Source organism: Streptomyces sp. NPDC127595 (assembly GCF_042671685.1).
Lineage (GTDB): Bacteria > Actinomycetota > Actinomycetes > Streptomycetales > Streptomycetaceae > Streptomyces.
Genome location: NZ_JBHXWK010000005.1, coordinates 482806 through 504204, shown reverse-complemented (window position 1 = coordinate 504204; position 21399 = coordinate 482806). Strand labels below are relative to the sequence as shown.

At 70.3% G+C, this 21399-nt stretch carries 20 protein-coding genes; 12 read left to right on the top strand and 8 right to left on the bottom strand.

Annotated elements, in window-relative coordinates; genetic code table 11:
• Positions 1-207: 207 nt before the first annotated feature.
• Positions 208-1224: an SEC-C domain-containing protein gene (locus ACFVKT_RS19240; protein ID WP_385732929.1), complete on the bottom strand. Its 1017-nt coding sequence runs from the start codon at positions 1222-1224 to the stop codon at positions 208-210.
• A 369-nt stretch (positions 1225-1593) separates the two neighbouring features.
• Here ACFVKT_RS19240 and ACFVKT_RS19235 point away from each other — a divergent pair, with 369 nt between their 5' ends.
• The 4 genes from ACFVKT_RS19235 to ACFVKT_RS19220 all read left to right on the top strand — a co-directional run bounded on the left by ACFVKT_RS19235 (position 1594) and on the right by ACFVKT_RS19220 (position 4769).
• Positions 1594-2427 carry a class E sortase gene (locus ACFVKT_RS19235; RefSeq protein ID WP_385732927.1) on the top strand — a complete coding sequence of 278 codons (834 nt, stop codon included), beginning with the start codon at positions 1594-1596 and terminating at the stop codon, positions 2425-2427.
• A 129-nt stretch (positions 2428-2556) separates the two neighbouring features.
• Positions 2557-2880, top strand: a complete 324-nt coding sequence (locus tag ACFVKT_RS19230) for a DUF6412 domain-containing protein (protein WP_385732925.1) — start codon at positions 2557-2559, stop codon at positions 2878-2880.
• 176 nt (positions 2881-3056) lie between these two features.
• On the top strand, positions 3057-3791 hold the full coding sequence (locus ACFVKT_RS19225; RefSeq protein ID WP_385733194.1) for a YidC/Oxa1 family membrane protein insertase: 735 nt from the start codon (positions 3057-3059) through the stop codon (positions 3789-3791).
• Positions 3792-3911: 120 nt separating this feature from the next.
• Positions 3912-4769, top strand: a complete 858-nt coding sequence (locus ACFVKT_RS19220) for a fumarylacetoacetate hydrolase family protein (RefSeq protein ID WP_385732922.1) — start codon at positions 3912-3914, stop codon at positions 4767-4769.
• Positions 4770-4912: 143 nt separating this feature from the next.
• Here ACFVKT_RS19220 and ACFVKT_RS19215 read toward each other — a convergent pair whose 3' ends face one another.
• Complete coding sequence (locus tag ACFVKT_RS19215; RefSeq protein ID WP_385732920.1) at positions 4913-5374, bottom strand: heme-degrading domain-containing protein; 462 nt, start codon at positions 5372-5374, stop codon at positions 4913-4915.
• 20 nt (positions 5375-5394) lie between these two features.
• Positions 5395-6552 carry a Gfo/Idh/MocA family oxidoreductase gene (locus ACFVKT_RS19210; RefSeq protein ID WP_385732918.1) on the bottom strand — a complete coding sequence of 386 codons (1158 nt, stop codon included), beginning with the start codon at positions 6550-6552 and terminating at the stop codon, positions 5395-5397.
• A gap of 47 nt (positions 6553-6599) precedes the next feature.
• Here ACFVKT_RS19210 and ACFVKT_RS19205 point away from each other — a divergent pair, with 47 nt between their 5' ends.
• The 5 genes from ACFVKT_RS19205 (at position 6600) to ACFVKT_RS19185 (ending at position 12083) form a co-directional block, all read left to right on the top strand.
• Positions 6600-7919, top strand: a complete 1320-nt coding sequence (locus ACFVKT_RS19205; RefSeq protein ID WP_385732916.1) for an ROK family protein — start codon at positions 6600-6602, stop codon at positions 7917-7919.
• A 363-nt stretch (positions 7920-8282) separates the two neighbouring features.
• A complete protein-coding gene (locus ACFVKT_RS19200) occupies positions 8283-9005 on the top strand; it encodes a hypothetical protein (RefSeq protein WP_385732914.1) in 723 nt (240 codons plus the stop codon).
• 223 nt (positions 9006-9228) lie between these two features.
• A complete protein-coding gene (locus ACFVKT_RS19195) occupies positions 9229-9987 on the top strand; it encodes a GntR family transcriptional regulator (protein WP_385732912.1) in 759 nt (252 codons plus the stop codon).
• A gap of 183 nt (positions 9988-10170) precedes the next feature.
• The gene (locus tag ACFVKT_RS19190) at positions 10171-11295 is read left to right on the top strand and encodes a TIGR03364 family FAD-dependent oxidoreductase (protein ID WP_385732910.1); all 1125 of its coding nucleotides are present in this window, start codon (positions 10171-10173) and stop codon (positions 11293-11295) included.
• Positions 11289-12083 carry an HAD family hydrolase gene (locus ACFVKT_RS19185; protein ID WP_385732908.1) on the top strand — a complete coding sequence of 265 codons (795 nt, stop codon included), beginning with the start codon at positions 11289-11291 and terminating at the stop codon, positions 12081-12083. The genes ACFVKT_RS19190 and ACFVKT_RS19185 overlap by 7 nt, the downstream gene beginning before the upstream one ends.
• 68 nt (positions 12084-12151) lie before the next feature.
• Here ACFVKT_RS19185 and ACFVKT_RS19180 read toward each other — a convergent pair whose 3' ends face one another.
• Together ACFVKT_RS19180 and ACFVKT_RS19175 are read right to left on the bottom strand one after the other, a co-directional pair.
• Entirely contained in the window at positions 12152-12289 is a 138-nt protein-coding gene (locus ACFVKT_RS19180; RefSeq protein ID WP_385732906.1) for a hypothetical protein, read from the bottom strand.
• Positions 12290-12371: 82 nt separating this feature from the next.
• Complete coding sequence (locus tag ACFVKT_RS19175; protein ID WP_385732904.1) at positions 12372-13151, bottom strand: HAD-IIA family hydrolase; 780 nt, start codon at positions 13149-13151, stop codon at positions 12372-12374.
• 229 nt (positions 13152-13380) lie between these two features.
• Here ACFVKT_RS19175 and ACFVKT_RS19170 point away from each other — a divergent pair, with 229 nt between their 5' ends.
• Both ACFVKT_RS19170 and ACFVKT_RS19165 read left to right on the top strand, forming a co-directional pair.
• Entirely contained in the window at positions 13381-13935 is a 555-nt protein-coding gene (locus tag ACFVKT_RS19170) for a hypothetical protein (RefSeq protein WP_385732901.1), read from the top strand.
• 1 nt (position 13936) lies between these two features.
• Positions 13937-14602 (top strand): class F sortase, encoded by a 666-nt coding sequence (locus ACFVKT_RS19165; protein ID WP_385732899.1) that lies wholly within the window; start codon positions 13937-13939, stop codon positions 14600-14602.
• A 585-nt stretch (positions 14603-15187) separates the two neighbouring features.
• Here the strand turns inward: ACFVKT_RS19165 and ACFVKT_RS19160 are convergent.
• Positions 15188-15958, bottom strand: coding sequence for an ANTAR domain-containing protein (locus ACFVKT_RS19160; protein ID WP_385732897.1), 771 nt, complete (start codon positions 15956-15958; stop codon positions 15188-15190).
• Positions 15959-16123: 165 nt separating this feature from the next.
• Here ACFVKT_RS19160 and ACFVKT_RS19155 point away from each other — a divergent pair, with 165 nt between their 5' ends.
• On the top strand, positions 16124-17143 hold the full coding sequence (locus ACFVKT_RS19155) for a glycoside hydrolase family 6 protein (RefSeq protein ID WP_385732895.1): 1020 nt from the start codon (positions 16124-16126) through the stop codon (positions 17141-17143).
• A 61-nt stretch (positions 17144-17204) separates the two neighbouring features.
• Here the strand turns inward: ACFVKT_RS19155 and ACFVKT_RS19150 are convergent, their stop codons facing one another.
• Together ACFVKT_RS19150 and ACFVKT_RS19145 are read right to left on the bottom strand one after the other, a co-directional pair.
• Positions 17205-19142, bottom strand: coding sequence for a galactose oxidase-like domain-containing protein (locus tag ACFVKT_RS19150; protein ID WP_385732893.1), 1938 nt, complete (start codon positions 19140-19142; stop codon positions 17205-17207).
• A complete protein-coding gene (locus ACFVKT_RS19145) occupies positions 19139-21091 on the bottom strand; it encodes a glycosyltransferase family 2 protein (RefSeq protein ID WP_385732891.1) in 1953 nt (650 codons plus the stop codon). The genes ACFVKT_RS19150 and ACFVKT_RS19145 overlap by 4 nt, the downstream gene beginning before the upstream one ends.
• Between the last annotated feature and the right edge of the window lie 308 nt (positions 21092-21399).

The following is a 21399-nucleotide window of genomic DNA, read 5'->3' as shown; positions in this document are numbered from 1 at the left end:
TTGGGGAGGATGTAAAAGCGGGATTTAGGGGGTTTTGAAAGTATTGTCAGTAGCCGCTGCTGCAAGCATGACAACCGTTAACCGGTGTCACCATGCGCCTGACCGTCGCCGACTTGTAGGTCGTTCGTCCACCTTTGCGTCGACGCAAGATCAGGCGCGGTGCTTCGAGCACTGACAGGCAGGCCTCGAACTTTGGCGGGCGCGCGGTCAGTAGGTGGTCCCGTGACACTCCCCATAAACCCTCCCCGACCCACACCAGCACCCATCCCCCCGCTGCGGCGGCCAAGCCACAGCCAGCCCCCGTGCCGCCAGCGTCGTCGCGTACTGCGGCAACAACGTCGCGTCTGCCGGGGACGAGGCCTCCGACGCCGCGAATGCCTCGTATGAAGGCACCGTCCCCGTCACGATCCCCAGGTTCGGGGTGCCGGAGGCCGCGAGCTCCCGTAGCGACGCCTCTATCGTCGCGAGGTGTTCCTCGTGGGAGGGGTACTCCGACTCGAGGGACGAGTACGCGGCGAGGAGTTCGGTGAGTTCCTCGGCGGGCCAGTGGAGGACGGCTACCGGGAACGGGCGGGAGAGGGCGGCTCGGTAGGTGCCCAGTTCGGCTCGGAGGCGGGAGATTTCGGCCTGGAGTTCTTCCGGGTTGTCCGAGCCGAGGGACCAGACGCGCTTGGGGTCGTGGAGTTCGTCCAGGGAGATGGGGGACGAGTGCAGGGTGTCGGCCTGGAGGTCCCAGTCGTCGTGGGGGGCGCCCAGCATGCGGCGGACGCGGTGGCGGCCGAAGAGGACGGGGTGGGTGGCGTACGGGGGTTCGGCCACGTCGGTCAGGAGGAGCGTGGCCGCCTGCGTGAACGTTTCCTGGGCCGATTCCAGCTCGTCGTGGGATTCGAGGGACTCCGCCACGATCACCCAGGGGGCCGGGTCGCGGGGGGACGCGGCGCGGACTCCGTCGATGATCGCGCGGGCCTCCGCCTCGTGGCCGTACTCCCAGAGGTTGGAGGCCTTGAGGGCTCGTACCAGGTGGGGGTTCTCGAGGGAGGCCGCGGATGACAGCAAGCGGTCGTAGAGCGCGGTGGCGGCGGGGCGGTCGCCGGCCAGTTCGAGGTGGGCCGCGGCCTGCACAAGCAGGTGTTCGGCGTCCTCGGGGTAGAGGCCGGCGGTACGTTCCAGGCGGGCTGCTTCGCCGGTGTGGTCGGCGTTCTCGGCAGGCGTGTCGGGGCGCATGGTGGACACCGTACTGCCGTCGGCCCGCGAACGAGAGGGATCCGCAGGCCAGAGGCGTCACAGGGGCAGAGGATCACACACCCGCACATTGCCCTCATGGGTGGTGCGCGGGCTCACACCGCACGCTCACATCACCCCGCCCGGCGATCTACAGCGCCTACAGCGGCCCCGCCGCGAACAGCGCGCTCACAGACTTCCCGCTCAGGCACGTGTCCGAGGCGGCCGTGTACAGGTCACGGCCGCCCGGCGTGACGGTGTTCCAGCGCCGGAAGCAGGGGCGGCCACGCCGGGCTGCGAAGGCTTGCGGGGCTGGTGACTTGAAGCCGCAACCCTTAACGTGCGTGCCGCCCCGGCGAAGGAGGCGCACGCATGCAGGTCATGCACGTCATGCGGGCCACGCGGATTCCCGTGGTGCGGCACAGCACCCGGCGACGACGCGCCCTCGGCCAGCGCGCCCTGTGGAGCTGCGGCGAACTCCTCGTCACCGTTGGGGTCGTGCTGCTGCTCCTCGTCGTCCATCAGTTGTGGTGGACCAACCGCCAGGCCCAGCAGAACGCCGAGCGCGAGGTGCAGGCCCTGGAGCGTGAGTGGCGGGCCTCAGCGCCATCGGAGACGGAGACGGAGACGGGGACCGATGCGGATACGGGAGCGAGTGGGTTGCCGGTGGCTGCAACACCCGCGCCGGGTGCCAACGCCCCGGAATCTTCCGCCGCCTTCAACAGCCGGCGCCCCGACCCCAGTTGGTCCCAGGCCTACGCCGTCCTCGTCATCCCCCGCCTGGGCCTCCGCGTCCCCGTCGCCGAAGGCGTCAGCAAGCCGGACGTTCTGAACAAGGGGTACGTCGGCCACTACAAGGACACCCAACAGCCGGGCCAGGCAGGGAACTTCGCGCTCGCCGGACATCGCAACACCCACGGCGAACCGTTCCGGTACATCAACCGGCTCCAGCCCGGGGACGAGATCAGCGTCGAGACCAAGGCCGCGATCTACACGTACGTCGTCGACAAGACCCTTCCGCGGACCTCGGCGGGGGACGGCGGGGTCATCGGCGCCGTGCCGCGCAGTGCCACCCGGCCCGCCTACGGGTACAGCGAGCCTGGCTATTACCTCACCCTCACCACCCTCACCACCTGCACCCCCGAGTACACCTCCACGTACCGGCTGGTCGTCTGGGGGAAGCTCACCTCCATGCGGCCGCGATGAAAGGCGCCCCCTGCGCCAGCCCCGCGCCTGCTTGAGCCCATCGAGACGGATCCCGTATAACTTCATACAACCCGCACAGCGGGGACGACCGGGAACGACCATGAATGACGACGAAGGGAGGAGCAGCCCATGATCCGGGCCTGGAGCAAAGGCGCCATGCGTCCCGCCGCCGTGCTGCTCCTGCTGCTCGTCGAGGTCGCCCTGCTCGACACCGGCAGCCTCGCCGCCGCAGTCGCCGTCGCGTTCACCGCGACCGCCGCGGCCGGCTCCGCGCTCGCGGTCTGCGCGCTCATCGGCTCACGCTGCGCGCCCGCCGTGCCGCGTACGAACGTACGGACGGCCATCCGCGACCGCGAGCACCGTACGGCGTTCCTGCCCCAACGTGATCCCGACGCCGCGGGGCGTTCGCGCCCCCGAGCGCCGGGGCGTGCCCTCCTGACGGCCGCCGCGTAGGGATCTCCCAGCCACATCCGTCCACGGTTGGACGGTGCACCGCCCGTGCACCACCACATCCGGGCATCCCGCGTATCCCACGCATCCCACGCATGGTCGTCATGCCGCCATCCCGTACGGACACCCGTACTCCCGGCACGACGAGACCCCCGGAGGGCTCACCCATGTCCACCTTCCTGTCCGCTTTCGGCGGGCTGGTCGAGCAGCTCGCCGAGCTGCTCCAGCCGTTGTTCCACGCCTCCGCGGCGGCCGCCGCGATCGTCCTGATCACCGCGCTCGTACGACTGCTCGTGCATCCCCTGTCCAGGGCGGCGGCCCGTGGGCAGCGGGCGCGGACCCGGCTCCAGCCGCGGATCGCGGAGCTGCGGAAGAAGCACGCGAAGAATCCCCAGAAGCTGCAGCAGGCGGTGCTGGAGCTGCACGCGGCGGAGAAGGTGTCGCCGATGTCCGGGCTGCTGCCCAGCCTGTGCCAGTTGCCGGCCTTCTTCCTGCTCTACCACCTGTTCTCCAGTTCGACGATCGGCGGCGGGGCCAACGGCCTGCTGGCGCACAAGCTCTTCGCCGCGCCCCTCGGCGACCGCTGGGTCGACGCGCTGGGCGACGGCGGGGTCCTCGGGGCGCCGGGGCTCGTCTACGTCGCTCTCTTCGCCCTCGTCGCGGCCGTGGCGACCTTCAACTACCGGCGTACGAAGCAGATGGCGGCGGCCAATGCCTCGATGGTCGTGGCCCCGGCGGGCGACGGCGCCCAGCCGGTGCCCGGGCTCGCGACGATCACCAAGGTCATGCCGTTCATGTCCTTCGTCACGCTCGTCTCCGTCGCGGTGATGCCGCTGGCGGCCGCGCTGTACATGGTGACCAGTACGACGTGGAGCGCGGTGGAGCGCGCCTTCCTGTACCCCCTGAACACGTGACGGAGCGGTCCAGTCCGTGATCAGGGACTTGCGGACTGGACACCGAGCTTGGACGATCGACCAGTCATCCGATGGCTGCACCTGTCGGATGACTGCCCGAGATCTAGGGAGATAGTGACTATGAAGCTGCTGCGAGTCGGTACGGCGGGGTCGGAGCGGCCCGCGCTGCTGGACGCCGAGGGAACCCTGCGTGACCTTTCCGGTGTCGTCCCGGACATCGACGGGGCGCTGCTCGCCGACGCCGCCGCGCTCGGCCGGATCCGGTCCGCCGCCGAGGCCGGAGAGCTGCCCGCGCTGGACGAGGACGGGCTCCGCGTCGGGCCGCCGCTCGCCGGTATCGGCAAGGTCGTGTGCATCGGGCTGAACTACCACGACCACGCCCGCGAGACCGGCGCCGAGCCGCCCGCCGAGCCGGTGATCTTCTTCAAGGCCGCGGACACGGTGATCGGCCCGAACGACACCGTGCTCGTGCCGCGCAAGTCCGAGAAGACCGACTGGGAGGTCGAGCTCGCGGTCGTCATCGGCCGTACCGCCCGCTACCTCGGGTCCCACGAGGAGGCGCTCGCACACGTCGCCGGGTACGCGGTGGCGCACGACGTCTCCGAGCGCGAGTTCCAGCTCGAACTCGGCGGCACCTGGGACAAGGGCAAGAACTGCGAGACGTTCAACCCGCTGGGTCCGTGGCTGGTGACCGCCGACGAGGTGCCCGACCCGCAGAACCTGGCGCTCAAGCTCTGGGTCAACGGCGAGCTCAAGCAGAACGGGACGACCGCCGAGCAGATCTTCTCGGTCGCTGAAGTGGTGCGGTACGTAAGCCAGTTCATGACGCTGTACCCGGGCGACATCATCAACACCGGTACACCGGCGGGCGTTGCCCTGGGCGCGCCCGAGCCCAAGCCTTACCTGCGGGCCGGGGATGTGGTGGAGGTGGAGATCGAGGGGCTCGGCCGCCAGCGACAGGAGTTCAAGGACGCCTGAGCTGTACGAGGTTGAGCCGTACGGGATTGGGGCGACCCCGATCCCGTACGGCGCCCGACTCTTGTACGGCGCCCAACTCTCGTGCAGCGCCCAACCCCGTACGGCGCTCAACTCCCGTGCAGGCCCAACCCCGTACGGGACTCTCAGCCCTTGAAGCGCTCCAGCGCCGCCACCACCATCGCGTGGTCCTCCACCTGCGGCAGCCCCGACACCACCACCGTGCCGACAACTCCCGTGCCCTCGACGGCGATCGGGAACGCGCCGCCGTGGGCCGCGTACGTGTCGGGGTCGAGGCGCGAGGACTCCTCGAACGTCGTGCCCTTGGCGCGGAAGCGGGAGCCGACGAGGTACGAGGAGCAGCCGTAGCGTTCGACGACGCGGCGCTTGCGGTCGATCCAGGCGTCGTTGTCCGGGGTCGAACCGGGCAGCGCCGCGTGGAAGAGCTGCTGGCCGCCGCGGCGGATGTCGATGGCGACGGGGGCGGCCTGCTCGCGAGCGATGTCCACAAGCAGCGTGCCCAGTGCCCAGGCGTCGTCGAGGGTGAAGTGCGGGAGCGTCAACCGGCGCTCCTGCTCCTCCAGTTCAGGAATGGTCGGGGCGCTCACAGGGCCACCCACAGATCCGCTCACAGGGACACCACCACTCCCTCGCGGGCGGACCGGCGGGCCGCCTCCAGGACGTCGAGGGCGGCCGCGGCCTCGTGCGCGGTGACCGGGTTCGGGCCGCCGTCACGGAGGGCGGCGGCGACAGCCGCGTAGTACGCGGGGTACGCGCCCGGCAGCGTCGGCTCGGGCCGGCCGCCGCCCGTGAGCGGGGACTCACCCGCACCGACCCGGCCCCAAAGGGACTCGGGCTCGACGCCCCATTCCTCGCCGGTGTCCGTGGGGCGCCTGCCGTCGCGCAGGGCTGCCTCCTGCGGGTCGAGGCCGTACTTGACGTAGCCCGCCTGCGAGCCCAGCACGCGGAAGCGCGGGCCGAGTTGGGCGGTGGTCGCGGACACGTAGAGGTGGGAGCGGACGCCGCTCGCGTGGGTGATCGCGATGAACGTGTCGTCGTCCGTCTCGGCGCCCGCGCGGCGGATGTCCGACTCCGCGTACACCGAGGTCGCGGGGCCGAAGAGGACCAGCGCCTGGTCGACGACATGGCTGCCGAGGTCGTAGAGGAGACCTCCGATCTCTGCCGGGTCGCCGGACTCGCGCCAGCCGCCCTTGGGCTGCGGGCGCCAGCGCTCGAAACGCGACTCGAAGCGCCATACGTCGCCCAACTCGCCCTCGGCGATGAGCTTGCGGAGCGTCAGGAAGTCGTTGTCCCAGCGGCGGTTCTGGAAGACGGAGAGGAGCAGGCCGCGTTCGTCGGCCAGGGCGGCCAGCTCGCGGGCCTCGGCCGCCGTACCGGCGAGGGGCTTGTCGACGACGACCGGGAGGCCCGCCTTGAGAGCGGCGGTCGCGATCGGTACGTGGGTCTTGTTCGGGGACGCGATGACGATCAGGTCCAGCTCGTCGGCGCGGGCCCACAGGTCGTCGGGGGTCGCGGCGAAACGGAGCCCGTCACCGAATTCGGCGCGGGCCTGCTCCTGCCGCTCCGGGTTCGAGGTGACGACCGTGTCGAGGGTCAGGCCCTCGGTCACCGCGATCAGGGGGGCGTGGAAGACGGAGCCCGCCAGACCGTAGCCGACGAGGGCCACGCGGAGGGGGCCGCCCGGGGTGCCGGGGGCGGCGGCCGAGGTGGCGTGGGAGGCGGCCGTGGTGGCGGGCGTGCCGGGGTCAGAACCTGTGCCAGTCATACGTCCACTTTCGCAACGCTGTTGCCAAAGTGCAAGCGCGGGGGACAATGGCGTACGTGAACAGGAACGATGCGGGACCGGGACCGGGACCGGGGCCGGGGCCGGGACCGGGACGGGGGGCGGCGGGTGCAGGGCCGGAGGCGGGGTTGCCGGGCGTACGGAGTGGCCGGAGTGTCCGGGGCGTCCCGGGCGGCCCGGAGGCGGGGTTGCCGGGCGTACGAAGTGGCCGGGACGGCCGGAGCGTCCGGGGCGTCCCGAGCGGCCGGGGTACCGATGCGGTCACGGGCGGCGCGGGCGTGAATCTGCTCGCCCTGCGCAGCCACAACGCCGCGCTCGTGCTCGATCTGCTGCGCACGGCGGGCCCGGCCGGCATCAGCCGCCTCGAACTCGCCGAGCGCACCGGGCTGACCCCGCAGGCCGTCAGCAAGATCACGGCCCGGCTGCGCGCCGACGGGTTCGTGGCGGAGGCGGGCCGCCGCGCTTCCACGGGCGGCAAGCCGCGCACCGTTCTCCGGCTCGTCCCGGAGGCCGGCCACGCGGTCGGGCTGCACCTCGACCGGGACGAGCTGAGGGCGGTGCTCTGCGATCTCACCGGCACGGTGGTGGGCGAGCGGCGGGCTCCGCTGGATCTGGGGGGCGGGGCGGACGCGGTGGTCCAGGCCGCGGCCACGGAAGCGGAGGCGCTGCTCGCCGGGGTGGGGGCCGTGCTGGGGGTGGGAGTCGCGCTGCCCGGCCCCCTCGACCACACACGGGGCTTGCTGCACCGGGTCACCGGGTTTCCGGAGTGGGACGGGTTTCCGTTGCGCGATGCGCTGACGGGGCGGCTCGGGGTGCCGGTGGTGGTGGACAAGGACACCAACGCGGCGGCGCTGGGGCTGGCGGTGGGGGGTGCCGGCGGCTCCGGGTCCTTCGCCTATCTGCATCTCGGTACGGGGCTGGGGGCCGGGCTCGTGATCGGGGGGTCCGTGCATCGGGGGGCCCGTACGGGCGCCGGGGAGTTCGGACACCAGGTCATCCAGCTGGACGGGCCCCTGTGCGGTTGCGGCGACCGGGGGTGCCTCGAGGTGCTCTGCCTGGGGGCGGTGGCCCGGGGCGCGGTGGGCGAGGCGGCGCGGGTGCTGGGGGTGGGCGCGGCGAATCTGGTGGGGCTGCTGGACATCGACCTCGTGTTGCTGGGCGGCCGCACGGTGGCGGCGCACCAGGCGGACTTCGTACGAGGTGTCGGCGCGGTGCTGGATGACCGGGCTCGGCGGGAGGGGGTGGACGCGGGCGTTCCTGTACGGCTTGCCTCCGGCGGGGCGCGGGGGGTTGCGGAGGGGGCTGCGCAGTTGTTGCTGGCGCCGTTGTTCGGGCGGGGGGTGGGGTGAGGGGGGTGTTTTTTCGCCCCCTGCGCCCCTTCCCGTCCCGTTTCTGGGGCCCGCGGCGGAGCCGCTGATGGACGCAGCGCCCCCAGGCCCCCGTGCCGGCCTGGACGGCCTCGTCCTCAAACGCCGGACGGGCTGATCAAACGCCGGACGGGCTAATAGGGCTCGGCCGATCGGAGGGCTTGGCGGGCGTGGCGACCCGGTGTAGCCGGCCGCGTGTGGCAGGGTCACGGGCCGCTGCCCGGTACCGCTTACGCTCCCGATCGGCAAAGGCTCCTCATGCGAACGCGAACGCGATTGAGACTGCGCACGTCCCTGCCCCTCTCCGTTACTGCTGCGGCCGCCGCCCTCCCTCTCCTGCTCGCCATGCCCGGTATGGCCCTGGCGAACCCCCGCCCCACCTGCGCCGCCCCCGAGACTCGCGCCTTCCCGGTGCAGACCAAGATCCACGGGGGGCCGACGACGTACGACGCCGGGGGCGACTACCGGACCTGGTATATCGACCTCACCAACACCACCGCGCACACCTGCGGCAACATCCACCCGATCGTCGTCCTCGTCGACGAGAAGCGGGCGTTGCGGCCCGAGCAGGCACGGCTGGACTTCTACGGAGGCGGGAGAGCGGGCGACGCCGAGGAGCTGCATCCCGTCGAGTTCGAGAAGAGTGACGAGGACGAGAACGTGGGGGCCTTCGACGACGGGTTCCCGGGGTTCACGGTCGGCCCCGGCCGGACGCTCACCGTGAAGGTCCGCCTCTCCGTCACCTCCGACGCGGTCGCCCCGAACGACGTCGTCGCGAACGCGGCCGTCGTGCAGCGGCACAACGACGACGGGGACTGGGTGGGGGAGTCGAACGACTACCGCTTCCGCATCGAGGACGAGGGGACCAACCGCGACGGCGGCACCGGGACCGGCGACGGCGACGGCAACAGTGGAGTCGTACGGGAAGAAGGGATGTCGGCCGCGGAGGAGCTGGCCAGTACCGGTCAGCGTGCCTCTCACTGGGTCGGCGTGGCCGCCGGCCTCGGGCTGTTCGTCACAGGGGGCGTCCTCCTCGCCGTGTCGCGGCGCGTGCGGTCGCGCCGGTGACGGGTGGGAGTCGTGACGTGTTCTGGTGGGCGCGGGTGACACCGTGGGTCGTGGCCCGTGCCTGCGGGTGCGGTCGCTGGGGTGACGCCGGGGGTCGTGGCCTGTCCTTGCGGGTGCGGTCGCGGGGGTGATACCGGGGGTCCGTGGCCCGTCCCCGCGGGCGCGGTCGCGGGCGTGACACCTGGAGCCCGCCGCCGGGACCCCGTCTGCGACGATCCTCTCCGTGGACTACCCGAACGACCAGGCCCCCGGCGCCCCCGTCCGCTCCGGCATTCCGGAGCACGGCCGCATTCCGAAGTACTACGCGGTGAAGGCGCATATCGCCCTGCTGGTCGAGGAGCTGGGCGAGGGCGGGGCGCTGCCGCCCGAGCGTGATCTCGCGGAGAAGTACGAGGTCGCGCGGGAGACCGTGCGGCAGGCGCTGCGGGAGTTGCTGCTTGAGGGGAAGGTGCGGCGGCAGGGGCGTGGCACGGTGGTCGCGGGGCCGAAGCTGGCCCAGCCGCTCTCGCTCGCCAGCTACACCGAGGGCGTACGGCGGCAGGGGCGCACCCCCGGTCGTACGCTGATCAGCCTCGACCGCTTCCCCTGCCCCGAGGCCCTCGCCGCCGAGGCCGGGCTGACGCGCGGCGAGCCCGTCTGGCACATGGAGCGCGTGCTGCTCGCCGATGAGGAGCGGGTGGGGCTCGAGAGCACGTACGTCGCCGTGGCGCGCGTACCGCACCTCGACCGCGACTTCACCCCAGACTCCTCCTTCTACGCCTACCTCCACGACCGGCTCGGCATCGCGTTCGGCGACGCCGACGAGCGCATCGAGACGGTGCTGGCCACTCCGCGCGAGGCGCTGCTCGTCGGTACGCCGCCCGCGTTGCCGATGCTGCTGATCCACCGGGTCTCGCGGGACACGGAGGGGGAGCCGCTGGAGCGGGTGCGGACGCTGTACCGGGGGGATCGGTTCTCGTTCACCGCCCATCTGCGCGGCTGATCTTCCGTACACCCGTACACCCGTACATCGGCACATCCGCGTACATCGGCTTCGGGCGGGCTGCGGCCCACCCGTTTTTCATAACGAAAACGTAACGGGTCTAGTCCAAATGTGATAGGTAGTTCACCATCTGGATGCCGTGCGGTCCCTTCCGATTCCCCCCTTCCAAGGAGCGTTGCCGTTGTGAGAGTGATAGTCGTCGGAGCCGGAGTGGTGGGCACCCTGCATGCCTGGCACGCAGTGGAGCGCGGCCACGAGGTCGTGCAGATCGAGCGTGAGGCGGAGGCCCGCGGGGCCTCCCTGCGTAACTTCGGGCAGATCTGGGTCAGTGGTCGCGCGGGTGGAGAGGAGCTCGAAACCGCCCTGCGGGCGCGGGAGTTGTGGGGGTCGATCGGGGCGCGCGTCCCGGGGATCGGCTTCAGGGCGAACGGGTCCCTGACCCCCCTGCGCGGCGATCTCGAACTCGCCGTCGCCGAGGCGGCCGTGGCCCGCCCGGACGCCGCCGCCCGTGGCTACAAACTGCTGACGGCGGCCGAGGCGCGCGCCGTTAACCCGGCGCTGCGCGGCGCGTACGACGCCGCCCTGTACTGCGAGCGTGACGCGGCCGTCGAGCCGCGCGTCGCCCAGCTCGCCCTCCGGGAGGAGCTGCGGAAGTCGCCGCGCTACACCTTCCTGCCGGGGCGCGAGGTCCGCGATGTCGTCGGCGAGCACGCCGTCCGGGACGACCACGGCGATGTGCACCGCGGCGACGTGGTGGTGCTCTGCACGGGGGCTTGGCTGGGCGGTCTCGTACGCGAGTTGGCCGGTCCTGAGCTGCCCGTGCGGCGGGTGCGGCTGCAGATGATGCAGACCGAGCCGCTGGGCGAGCCGCTCACCACGTCGATCGCCGACGCGGACAGCTTCCGCTACTACCCGGCCTACCGCGGCGAAGCGCTCGACCGGCTCAACTCCGGCCGGCCGCAGGCCGAAACCGCCGCCGCCCACCGTATGCAGCTCCTCATGGTGCAGCGCGCGGACGGCGGGCTGACTATCGGCGACACCCATGAGTACGAGCACCCCTTCGCCTTCGACACCGTCGAGGAGCCCTACGACCACCTGACCGGCGTGGTCGAGTCCTTCCTCGGACGGCCGTTGCCGAAGATCCGGCGGCGCTGGGCCGGGGTGTACGCGCAGTGCACGGACCCGAGCCGGGTGGTGCACCGGCAGCAGGTGCGGGACGGGGTGTGGCTGGTCACCGGGCCCGGTGGGCGCGGCATGACCTGCTCACCCGCGATCGCCGAAACGACCGCCGACGAACTCGGATGGTGAGGGAATTGACCCCGGAGCGGACTTCAGAGGAAGCCACAGAAGGAACAGAAGCCACAGAAGGCACAGACATACGGCTTGTGGTGCTCGACATGGCCGGCACCACCGTCGCCGACGGCGGACTCGTCGAGCGGGCATTCGCCACGGCCTCGGGGGAGTTGGGCGTCGAGCCCGGCTCCGCAGACCACGCGGAGAAGCTCGACTACGTCCGGGCCACCATGGGCGAGTCCAAGATCTCCGTCTTCCGGCACCTGTTCGGGGAGGAGACACTCGCCCAGCGGGCCAACTCCGCCTTCGAGAAGGCGTACGGCGAACTCGTCGACGGCGGCCTCATCGCCCCGATCGACGGTGCGCGCGAGGCGATCGAGGAGCTGGCGGAGTCCGGGCGGACGGTCGTGCTGACCACCGGGTTCGCCCGGGTCACCCAGGACGCCATCCTCGACGCCCTGGGCTGGCGGGAGTTGGTGCCGCTCACGCTGTGTCCCGCCGACGCCGGGGGACGCGGGCGGCCGTATCCCGACATGGTCCTTGAGGCGTTCCTGCGGACGCGGGCCGCGGAGAGCGTGCGGCAGGTCGCGGTGGCCGGCGACACCTCGTACGACATGCTCAGCGGCGTACGCGCCGGGGCCGGGGTCGTCGCCGGAGTGCTGACCGGGGCGCACGGGGAGTCGGCGCTGCGGGCGGCGGGGGCCACCTCCGTCCTCGGTTCCGTCGCCGAACTGCCCTCCCTGCTGGGGGGGAAACGGGAGCGTGAACGCCGCTGGGCGCCGCTAGCGGGAGCGGAGGCGTGAGCGGCGGCCCGTCCGGGCCCTTGGGGACGGTGGTCGCGGGCCGCGATCACCTCATGACCTGCGGTGCCTCAGTCGCCGGGGTTCACCGCGGCCTCTTCCTGCGTCGCGATGAATTCCCGGATGGCGTTGTTGACTGCGGAAGGGTTCTCCAGGAAGGAGAGATGACTTACCGCGTCTGAAGTCGTGGACCCCGTCTCATGACGCACGCATGAAAGGAGATTCGAAATACGTACCGGGAAAGTGCTGACCAGCGCCGAAGGACGGTCGGTCACACAAGGTCGACGTCGGTCACACAAGGTCGACGAGGTCCGCGATCGAGTCCACGACCTTCGACGGCCGGAAGGGGTACCGCTGGATGTCCGCGTCCGTCGTCAAGCCGGTGCGGACGAGGTAGGTCACCATCCCGGCCTCAAGGCCCGCCAGGACATCCGTGTCCATCCGGTCGCCGATCATCGCGCTGGACTCGGAGTGTGCCCCGATCGCGTTCAGGCCCGCCCGCATCATCAGCGGGTTCGGCTTGCCGACGAAGTACGGCTTCTTCCCCGTCGCCGCGGTGATCAGTGCCGCGACCGCGCCGGTGGCGGGCAGCACGCCCTCCGGTGAGGGCCCGGTCTCGTCGGGGTTCGTCGCGATGAACCGGGCGCCGTCATTGATCAGCCGTACGGCCTTCGTCATCGCCTCGAAGGAGTACGTCCTCGTTTCACCCAGGATCACGAAGTCGGGCTCGTGGTCGGTGAGGATGTACCCGATGTCGTGCAGGGCCGTGGTGAGGCCCGCCTCGCCGATGACGTAGGCGGAGCCGCCGGGCCGCTGGTCGTCCAGGAACTTCGCGGTGGCGAGGGCGGAGGTCCAGATGTTCGCCTCCGGTACGACCAGGCCCATGCGGCGCAGTCGGGCGTGCAGGTCTCGCGCCGTGTAGATCGAGTTGTTGGTGAGGACCAGGAAGGGCTTCCCGGACTCCTTCAGCCGCTTCAGGAAGGAGTCGGCGCCGGGGATCGGCACGCCCTCGTGGATGAGTACACCGTCCATGTCGGTCAGCCACGATTCGATCGGCGTGCGCTCTGGCATGAGAGGTGCTCCTGCGGGATTCGGGGCGTGTGACGTGCCACAAGCGTAGTCGTGACCTGCCGCATCGCCCCGGGGGAGGGGGCTGCCATGCGCCGTCGCAGGCCGGTGTCCCGACTCCTGGCCATCCCCGGGATCCAAACCATTCAGGACCCGTACGGAGCAGTCGTTCCCCTCTGGAGATGCGCCCCGGCGCCCCGAGGAGGAGTCTCCAGGTAACTGGAGGTTCACGATGCGCTCACTGCGAATCACTCTCTGTGCCGGGGCGGTGGTGGCGGCCGCTTTCACCCCCACCGCCTACGCGGCCGACGCGGGCGTCCGGGTGACGCCCGCCTCGCCGGCGCCCGGCAGCGACATCCAGCTGTGGGCCAAGGGCTGCGCGGGACAGACGGGTACCGCGAAATCGGCCGCGTTCGTCGCGGACGCGCAGCTCACCGGCAAGGGCGGCGCGCTCGCCGGCGAGACGCGCGTACCGACCTCGCTCCAGCCGGGCACCTATGACATCAAGGTGAGCTGCGACGGCCACGAGGACAGGATCAAGGGCTCGGTCACCGTCGGCGGCGCCCCTAGCGGCAGCGCCAGTCCCTCCACCGCCCCCGCCTCGCCGGTCGCCCCCGTGCACGCGGGCGGCGGCGGTGCCGCGACCCAGCTCGCCATGGTGGACGCCCGGCAGACCGGCCCCGGCACCTGGCACGCGGTGGTCGGCCTCGTCCTCGCGAGCGTCGCGGCCGTGGCCGTGGCGGTACGCAGCGCCCGCCGGAGCCGGCACGGCGACGCCCGCGACTGACGTGTCCGGACAGGAACGCTCCTCCACCGCAGGGCGCCTGCTGACGGGCGTCGCCTGGGCGGTACTGCTGCTCGGGCTGTGGCTGTGGGGCCGTGAGGTGACGGACGTACGGCCCGGGACATCGGCGCCGACCACGGGGGACATGGCGGCGGTCGGACGGCCGCCGGAGGTACAACTCCCGCCCGCACAGCCGCCGTTGGGGGACGCCAAGCCGCAGCGTGTCGACATCCCCGCCATGGGCGTGCAGGCGCCCGTCGTGGCCCGCGGGCTCGATCCGCAGGGCGCGATCGACCCGCCGCCCTTCGACCAGCCGGGCGTGGTCGGCTGGTACGGCGCGGGGGTGACGCCGGGAGCGGCCGGCACCGCGCTGCTCGTGGGGCACGTCGACACCGAGACCCGGCCCGCGGTCTTCTACAAGCTCAGCACGGTACGGCCCGGCGAGACCGTCCGGGTGATCCGTGACGACGGGACGGTCGCCGAGTTCACCGTGGACGACGTACAGGTCCTCCAACGCGACCACTTCGACGCCCAACAGGCCTACGGAACAAGGCAGTCGGGGCGGGCCGAGCTACGGCTCATCACCTGCGGCGGCACCTTCGACGCGACAAGCCGCACCTATACGGCGAACGTGATCGTGTCGGCGTACCTCACGGGCAGCGGACTCTGATCGGGTGGAGGGCCCACTCCGGACCGGCGTATGTCACGGGCAGGGGACTCTGATCGGGTGGAGGGCCCACTCCGGACCGGCGTATGTCACGGGCAGGGGACTCTGATCGGGTGGAGGGCCCACTCCGGACCGGCGTACCTCACGGGCAGCGGACTCTGATCGGGCGGAGTGCCCACTCCGGACCGGCGTATGTCACGGGCAGGGGACTCTGATCGAACCCGAGGCGGACTCCGGACCTGCGTATCTCACGGGCAGCGGACTCTGACCGAACCCGAGGCCCACTCCGGACCTGTCACGTCACCTGGCCCGGTCGACGACCCGCTCCCCCCGGGGCCGCCGACCGGGCTGGTCCTCGACCGCGCGCGCCCGGGCTGCGGGAGAAACCCGGCGTCCGGCGCGGGAGGTAAGGGGACGAATCCGCGGATGGCGCGGGCCGGCCGACCGGCCGGGGACCGGGGCCGTGTGAGGCAACTGTAGAGCGGATCAGCGCTCCGGCCTAGGGGTCTTTTTGACGTCAAGCCGACAGCTCGTAGCGTGTCCGATTCGCGCAGGTGGAGCGTGCTTTGCGGACTTTCCCCCCGCGCCCTACGACGGCTGCCCGCCCGGCCCTCCGCCCAGTTCCTCCCGGTCAACCGAGCGGTCGATCACCCCTGTCGCGACCACGTCGAGCGGCAGCCGGTGCCGGCGCGCGTACTGCCGCAGCGTGAGGAAGGCCTGATCGACCCCGGTGTTCCAGCGCTCGGCGAGCATGCCCTTCGCCTGCTCGATGCGGACCCGGCTGGACAGCGCCCCCTGCAACTGCCCCGCCAGGCTGCGGTACTGCGCGTACACCCGGTGGTTCTGCAGCCCGACGGCCGCCGCGTCGGCGAGGACCTGGGCCAGGTGCACACTCCAGTGGTCCTCGGGCGGCGAGGTGTGCTCGGGCAGGGTGGGCACGAAGACGTTGAGCGCGCCGAGCAGCGTCTCGCGGCGGCGCAGCGGGACGGCGAAGGTCGCGGCGATGTCGTGGCGCAGCGCCCGTTCGGTGAAGTCGGGCCAGCGGGCGGCGGCATGGGCGACGCTGATCGAGACGGGCGCGACGGGCCGGCCGGTGCCGTAGCTGTCCAGGCAGGGTCCGCCGTGGTGCTGGACGGCCAGCAGATCGAGCGCGACCTCCTGTTGGCGACTGCTCCCGGCAAGTGACACCGCCTCGCCGCCGTCGATCAGCATGACTCCGGCGGCCCGCGCACCCAGGATCTCCACGCAGTGGTCGGACAGGCGCTGCAGATAACGCCCCGCGTCGAAACTGTCGGACAGTGTGTCCGAGGCATCCAGCAGGGCCGATGCAAGCAGCGTTTCCCGGGTACTCAGGTGCATATGACCTACCCCGATTCCGTCGTCCCCCGTCTCACGGCTCAGCCCGCACCTACCCGGAGGCCCGGCGCTGTAACAGCTCTCCACCAAGGCTCGGACGATCTCGTGGGCGAGGCGAGACCTATGTCAGGATTGACCTTTCGGACAGTGCACCCAAGGGGGAGTTGGATGTACGGCAGCATGCGCGGGGGTGCACGGGCGTCCGTGGCGATGGCGGGGGCGGCACTGCTGCTCGCGGGGTGTTTCTCGTCGGGGGGCGAGGGCGACGAGAAGGACGACTCCGGTGCCAAGGTCACACAACAGCCCAAGGACTCCGACCCGTTCTGGGTCAACCCGGACGGCAACGCGGCAGCGCAGGTCGCCGCGTACGTGAAGGCGGGGAAGGACGACGACGCCGAGCAGATCCGCAAGATCGCCGAGCAGCCGACGGGCGAGTGGATCGGCCCGGAGAACCCGGAACAGGAGGCGCGCGGCTTCACAGAGGCCGCCGAGAAGGCCGACCGGGACGCGATCCTGGTGCTCTACAACATCCCGCACCGTGACTGCGGTCAGTTCTCGCAGGGCGGCGCCGCCGACGGAAACGCCTACCGGGCCTGGATCGACGGGGTCGTCAAGGGCATCGCGGACCGGCCCGCCACGGTGATCCTGGAGCCGGACGCCGTCCTGCACCTGGTCAACCAGTGCACCCCGGAGGAGTTCCACGAGGAGCGCTACGACCTCCTCAAGGGCGCCATCACCGCGCTCAAGGCCCTGAAGAACACCAAGGTGTACGTCGACGCGGGCAACGCGGGCTGGGGCCACCCCGACCAGATCTTCGAGCCCCTCCAATGGGCGGGCATCGAGGCGGCGGACGGCTTCTCGGTCAACGTCTCCAACTTCTACACGACCGCGGACTCCATCGCGTACGGCAAGCAGCTCTCGGCGAAGGTCGGCGGCAAGCCCTTCGTCATCGACACCAGCCGCAACGGCAACGGCCCGTACACCGAGGGCGAGCCCGACGAGAACTGGTGCAACCCGCCGGGCCGAGCGCTCGGCGAGACCCCGACGACCAAGACCGCCGATCCCCTCGTCGCCGCGTATCTGTGGGTCAAGCGGCCGGGTGAGTCGGACGGCGAGTGCAAGGGCGGGCCCAAGGCCGGTGAGTGGTGGGCGGATTACGCCCTGAAGCTCGCGAAGGCTTCGAACTAGCCCGTACGTGACTGGGGGCGCCCTCCGCGAACAGCGGACGGCGCCCCCAAGTGCGTACCAACTAGGGAACCTTGACCCACTGAGCCTTGCTCGGTGTCCCCTCGTCGTCCGTGACGAAGAGCATGTACCACCCGGATTCGACCAGGTTCCGGTTCTTGGGAACCGTCACCGTGACTCCGTCCTTCGTCTTCTTCAGGTCCAGTGCGATGGAACGCTGGTCGGTGTCGGTGACATGGGTGGACGCGCTCGGCCGGATCAGCCGGGCCGTCTCGATGGACGAGGCGTGCTCCGTCTTGAAGGTCCCCGAGTCGCCGCGGGCGATCGTCTCCGGGCCGCCGGAGAGGGTGGGCTGCGAGCCGTGGAACAGGTACGGCGGCGTGTAGATCTCGATGCGCTGTTCGAACACGCCGGGCTTGGTGTTGGCCGCGTCGGCGTACAGCGAGTCGGAGCCGAAGAACATCACGCGGCCGTCGGGCAGCAGGAGCGAGCCCGAGTGGTAGTTGCGGCCCACCAGCGGGTCGGCGACCTGGTTCAGCTCGCCGGACTTCGCGTCGTAGATCCGCGCCTGGAGGATGTTGGAGTCCCCGCGCCCGCGGTAGTCCTCCGAGCCGCCCGAGATCAGCACGGTGTCGTCGGGGAGGATCGAGGACTGCGGGTAGCGGGTGCCCTTCTCCAGTGACGGTCCGTCCACGAACTTCGGGTCGTCCGCCAGCAGATCGATGATCCGGGTCTTCTCGCTGGACTTGTCGGACTCGCCGACCCCGCCGCCGCCGATCACCATGTACTTCTCGTCCTGCGCGGGCGGCAGCAGCACCGTCCCGGAGGTCTCCAGCAGGTTCGGGTCGCTCATGCCGGGCAGCTTGGTGAACTTGTTGGTGTCCACGTCCCAGATGCCGGGGTCGCGGCCGACGTCGTCGGGGCCGTAGCCCGCGTTCGAGCCGGAGTAGAAGAGCTTGCCGTTCTGCATCAGGGAGATCGCCGGGTAGGTCGGGAACTGCCGGACGCCCTCGGTGTACGTCCACTTCTTGGTCTTCGGGTCGTAGACCTCGTTCTTGCCCGGTACCAGCTGGCCGATCTCGTCCAGACCGGAGAGGCTGAGCACCTTGCCGTCCGAGAGGGTGGTCAGCGTCGGGTACCAGCGGGCCTCGTTCATCGGGTCGACCTTGATGTACCGCTCGGCGACCGGGTCGAACTCGTAGGCGTCCCTGATCCCCTGGAAGTCCTTCTTGTCCAGGGCGAGCTTCTCCGCGATGCCGTACGTGTTGCGGGCGTCGGTGCCGGTGAGGCCCTGGACGCGGTAGTTGTCCTGGGTGCCCGTCTCGTACTTGGTGCCGCTCTGCTGCGCCTCGACGTAGATACGGCCGAGGCCGGGGTCGTTGCGCAGGAAGGCGCCGGTGTCCGGGTCGAAGACCTTCTTGGCGCGCGGGACGAGCACCGGGTCCTTCGAGACGAAGGTCTTGCCGTTCTCCTTGCCGGTGAACTTGGTGCCCGCGGGCAGGGTGATCGGCTCGTCCGGGTTCTCGTTGTGCACCACCATCAGGCCGCCGGCCTTGGTGACGTCACCCTTCATCTTCTCGTAGCGCTTGGTGCCGCCCGCGATCAGCAGATTGCCGTTGGCGAGCTGGGTGTGGCCCGTGCAGAAGAGGTCGGCCGGCGTGGGCACCTTCTTGATGGTGCCCTTGACCGGGTCCCAGATCCGGGTGTCGAACTTCTTCGCGTCGAAGTTGTCCTGGTCGTTGCCGGAGCCCGCGATCAGCAGGATCTTGCCGGTGTGCAGCAGGGCCGCGTGGATGGTGTTCTGGCGGAACTCCTCGGGGAAGTCGATGACGTCCCAGTGGCCGTTCTCCGCCTTGTACTCCGGCTTGTTGATCTTGTACTGGTGGTACTGCTCCGTCCCGAAGCGATAGAGCCACGGGCCGTTCATCCCGGCCAGCGCGAGGACCACCGCCGCACCTATCGCAAGTCGACGGGCACGGCGGCGGCTGGCACCGTCTTTCATTTCTTATGTCCCCCAAGGGAAATCTGCATGGTCTGGTCGTTCCCGCTGTTCGCGGCGGCCCACTGGGGCTTGTGCTGCGGTGCGTGCGGGGCGTGCTGTTCCTGCTGGGGCACCGAGGCCTGCGGCGGCAGCGGAACCGCCTCCACCTCTCCCGGCTTGGGCTTCTTCGTGTCCTGCCGCATCGACCAGCGCCAGGCGAAGATCGGCGAGGCGGTGATCAGCAGGGCGAAGGTGGCCCAGATGATCATCGCGGGGTGGGAGTGCCCGAGCAGGAAACCGGCGGTGATCGAGCCGGCGAAGACCAGAATGAAGAACAGGTGGATCCGGAAGGTCCCGAACAGCGTGTCGGGGCTCGCCGAGTCACCCTTGGGGGTCACCACGAACTTGCTCTTGCGGCGCAGCACGGCGTCCATCAGCGAGCGGGCGTAGATCGGTGCGGAGAGCGCCGACATCATCATGCCCGCCACGCCGCCGCTGCCCTCGGGCTCGTGCGGCGAGACGTTGTGCCGGCGGTTCCAGATGTAGAGCCCGATCTGCAGCGCCGACGCGTTGCCGTAGAGCATCAGCCAGACCGTCGGGTCGATGTTCACACCCGAGGCGCCCAGGCCCAGGAACAGCGCGCAACTCAGCGCCGCCAGGATCCAGTTGAGGGCCGACATCGGGTAGAAGATGATCATCATCGTGTAGTTGAAGAGCTTGCTCGGCGGCAGTGAGTACCAGCCCTTCCAGTACTGCTTGAGGATCGTCTCGTACGTCCCCCGCGACCAGCGGAGCTGCTGGGTGAAGAAGTCCGTCCAGGCGTTGGGACCCTCGCCCACCGCGAGCACGTCCGGTGTGTAGACCGAGCGCCACTTCCTGCCGGTGGCCGGGTTCTTGGCGCGGTGGATCTCGAAGCCGGTCGCCATGTCCTCGGTGATCGAGTCGTACAGACCGCCGATCTGCTTCAGTGCCTTGATGCGCACGGCGTTGGAGGTGCCCACGAACATCGGGGAGCCGTAGGCGTTGCCGGCGCGCTGGATCAGGGCGTGGAAGAGGAACTGCTGGGACTCGGCGGCCTTGGTGATGACGTTGTCGTAGTTGCCGTACACCTGCGGGCCGATGACGAAGCCGACGTCCGGGTCGCGGAAGAAGCCGAGCATCCGCTCCAGGTAGTTGGGCAGCGGCACGTGGTCGGTGTCGACCGAGGCGAAGTAGTCGTAGTCGCCGCCGTGCGCGTCCAGCCAGGCGTTGTAGTTGCCGTGCTTGGTCTTGGCGCGGTGCGGGCCCTTGGGCATGTTCCACTTCGCGATGCCCTTGCGGGAGAAGTGGTGCACGCCCAGGCGCGCGCAGACCTCCTTCACCTCCGGATCGTCGCCCTCGTCCAGGAGCCAGATGTGCAGAAGACCCCGGTGGCGCAGCTTGACGGCTGCCTCCAGGGTCTTCGTCACCATGCCGAGGGGCTCCTTGCCGGGTACGAAGGAGGTGAGGAAGGCGACTCTGGTGCCGGTCTCGGGCACCACCGGGATCGGGTCGCGGGCGACCAGGGTGGCGTGCGCGTTCGACAGCACGTTCATGCAGCGGAAGAACTCGATGAGGCCGATCGAGACCAGCATCACGATGTCGAGGGCCGGCAGGAAGTCGTACGCGGGATAGTCGCGTTCGGTCCAGTGCGCGGGCTGGAGCAGCCAGACGAGCAGGACCACCGAGAGCAGCGGCGCGGCACCCAGCATGAGCGCCGCGCGTATGCGGTGCGGCTCCTGCGACAGCAGGGTGCGGTACTGCACCTTGTACGGCTTGGTCGGATCGGGCTGTGTCAGGGGTCCCGCGAGCCGGCTGTAGTGCTCGTAGTCGTATCTCGGCAACGTCTTCTTGATTCTTCGGAATCCGCCCGTCCGGTGCGATGGCACCCGGAGCTGTGTCGTCTCTGACGGGTCGAATTCCTGCCGGGCGCCCGTCGGCGTCGACGTCATGAGTCATCCCCCCGCACGCGGGTGTCCGCGTGTTCGTCGGTTCAGTCGTCCGGTCGGGTCCCCCTCGACCGTCCCGGACGCATCACTGGCAGGCCAGCGCCACCACATCATCTCCACCACAGAGACATGGAACGACGACCTTCCGGTTGCATGATGCCCCCCTCGGCATCGGTTCATGAACTGGGGCCCCCGTCCCCGTCACACGCGCAACCGCCCTTGCCCCCAACTGTCAGATATCGACAGTCCCTTGAAGCCCAGGGTTCTACGCCTCACATCATGATCGCAAGATGCGAAACGCGGTGTTAACC

Coding starts and splice junctions, on each gene's coding strand:
- ACFVKT_RS19240 (WP_385732929.1), bottom strand. CDS start 1,224: ATGCGCCCCGACACGCCTGCCGAGAACGCCGACCACACCGGCGAAGCA.
- ACFVKT_RS19235 (WP_385732927.1), top strand. CDS start 1,594: ATGCAGGTCATGCACGTCATGCGGGCCACGCGGATTCCCGTGGTGCGG.
- ACFVKT_RS19230 (WP_385732925.1), top strand. CDS start 2,557: ATGATCCGGGCCTGGAGCAAAGGCGCCATGCGTCCCGCCGCCGTGCTG.
- ACFVKT_RS19220 (WP_385732922.1), top strand. CDS start 3,912: ATGAAGCTGCTGCGAGTCGGTACGGCGGGGTCGGAGCGGCCCGCGCTG.
- ACFVKT_RS19210 (WP_385732918.1), bottom strand. CDS start 6,552: ATGACTGGCACAGGTTCTGACCCCGGCACGCCCGCCACCACGGCCGCC.
- ACFVKT_RS19205 (WP_385732916.1), top strand. CDS start 6,600: ATGGCGTACGTGAACAGGAACGATGCGGGACCGGGACCGGGACCGGGG.
- ACFVKT_RS19200 (WP_385732914.1), top strand. CDS start 8,283: ATGCCCGGTATGGCCCTGGCGAACCCCCGCCCCACCTGCGCCGCCCCC.
- ACFVKT_RS19185 (WP_385732908.1), top strand. CDS start 11,289: ATGGTGAGGGAATTGACCCCGGAGCGGACTTCAGAGGAAGCCACAGAA.
- ACFVKT_RS19175 (WP_385732904.1), bottom strand. CDS start 13,151: ATGCCAGAGCGCACGCCGATCGAATCGTGGCTGACCGACATGGACGGT.
- ACFVKT_RS19170 (WP_385732901.1), top strand. CDS start 13,381: ATGCGCTCACTGCGAATCACTCTCTGTGCCGGGGCGGTGGTGGCGGCC.
- ACFVKT_RS19160 (WP_385732897.1), bottom strand. CDS start 15,958: ATGCACCTGAGTACCCGGGAAACGCTGCTTGCATCGGCCCTGCTGGAT.
- ACFVKT_RS19155 (WP_385732895.1), top strand. CDS start 16,124: ATGTACGGCAGCATGCGCGGGGGTGCACGGGCGTCCGTGGCGATGGCG.
- ACFVKT_RS19150 (WP_385732893.1), bottom strand. CDS start 19,142: ATGAAAGACGGTGCCAGCCGCCGCCGTGCCCGTCGACTTGCGATAGGT.
- ACFVKT_RS19145 (WP_385732891.1), bottom strand. CDS start 21,091: ATGACGTCGACGCCGACGGGCGCCCGGCAGGAATTCGACCCGTCAGAG.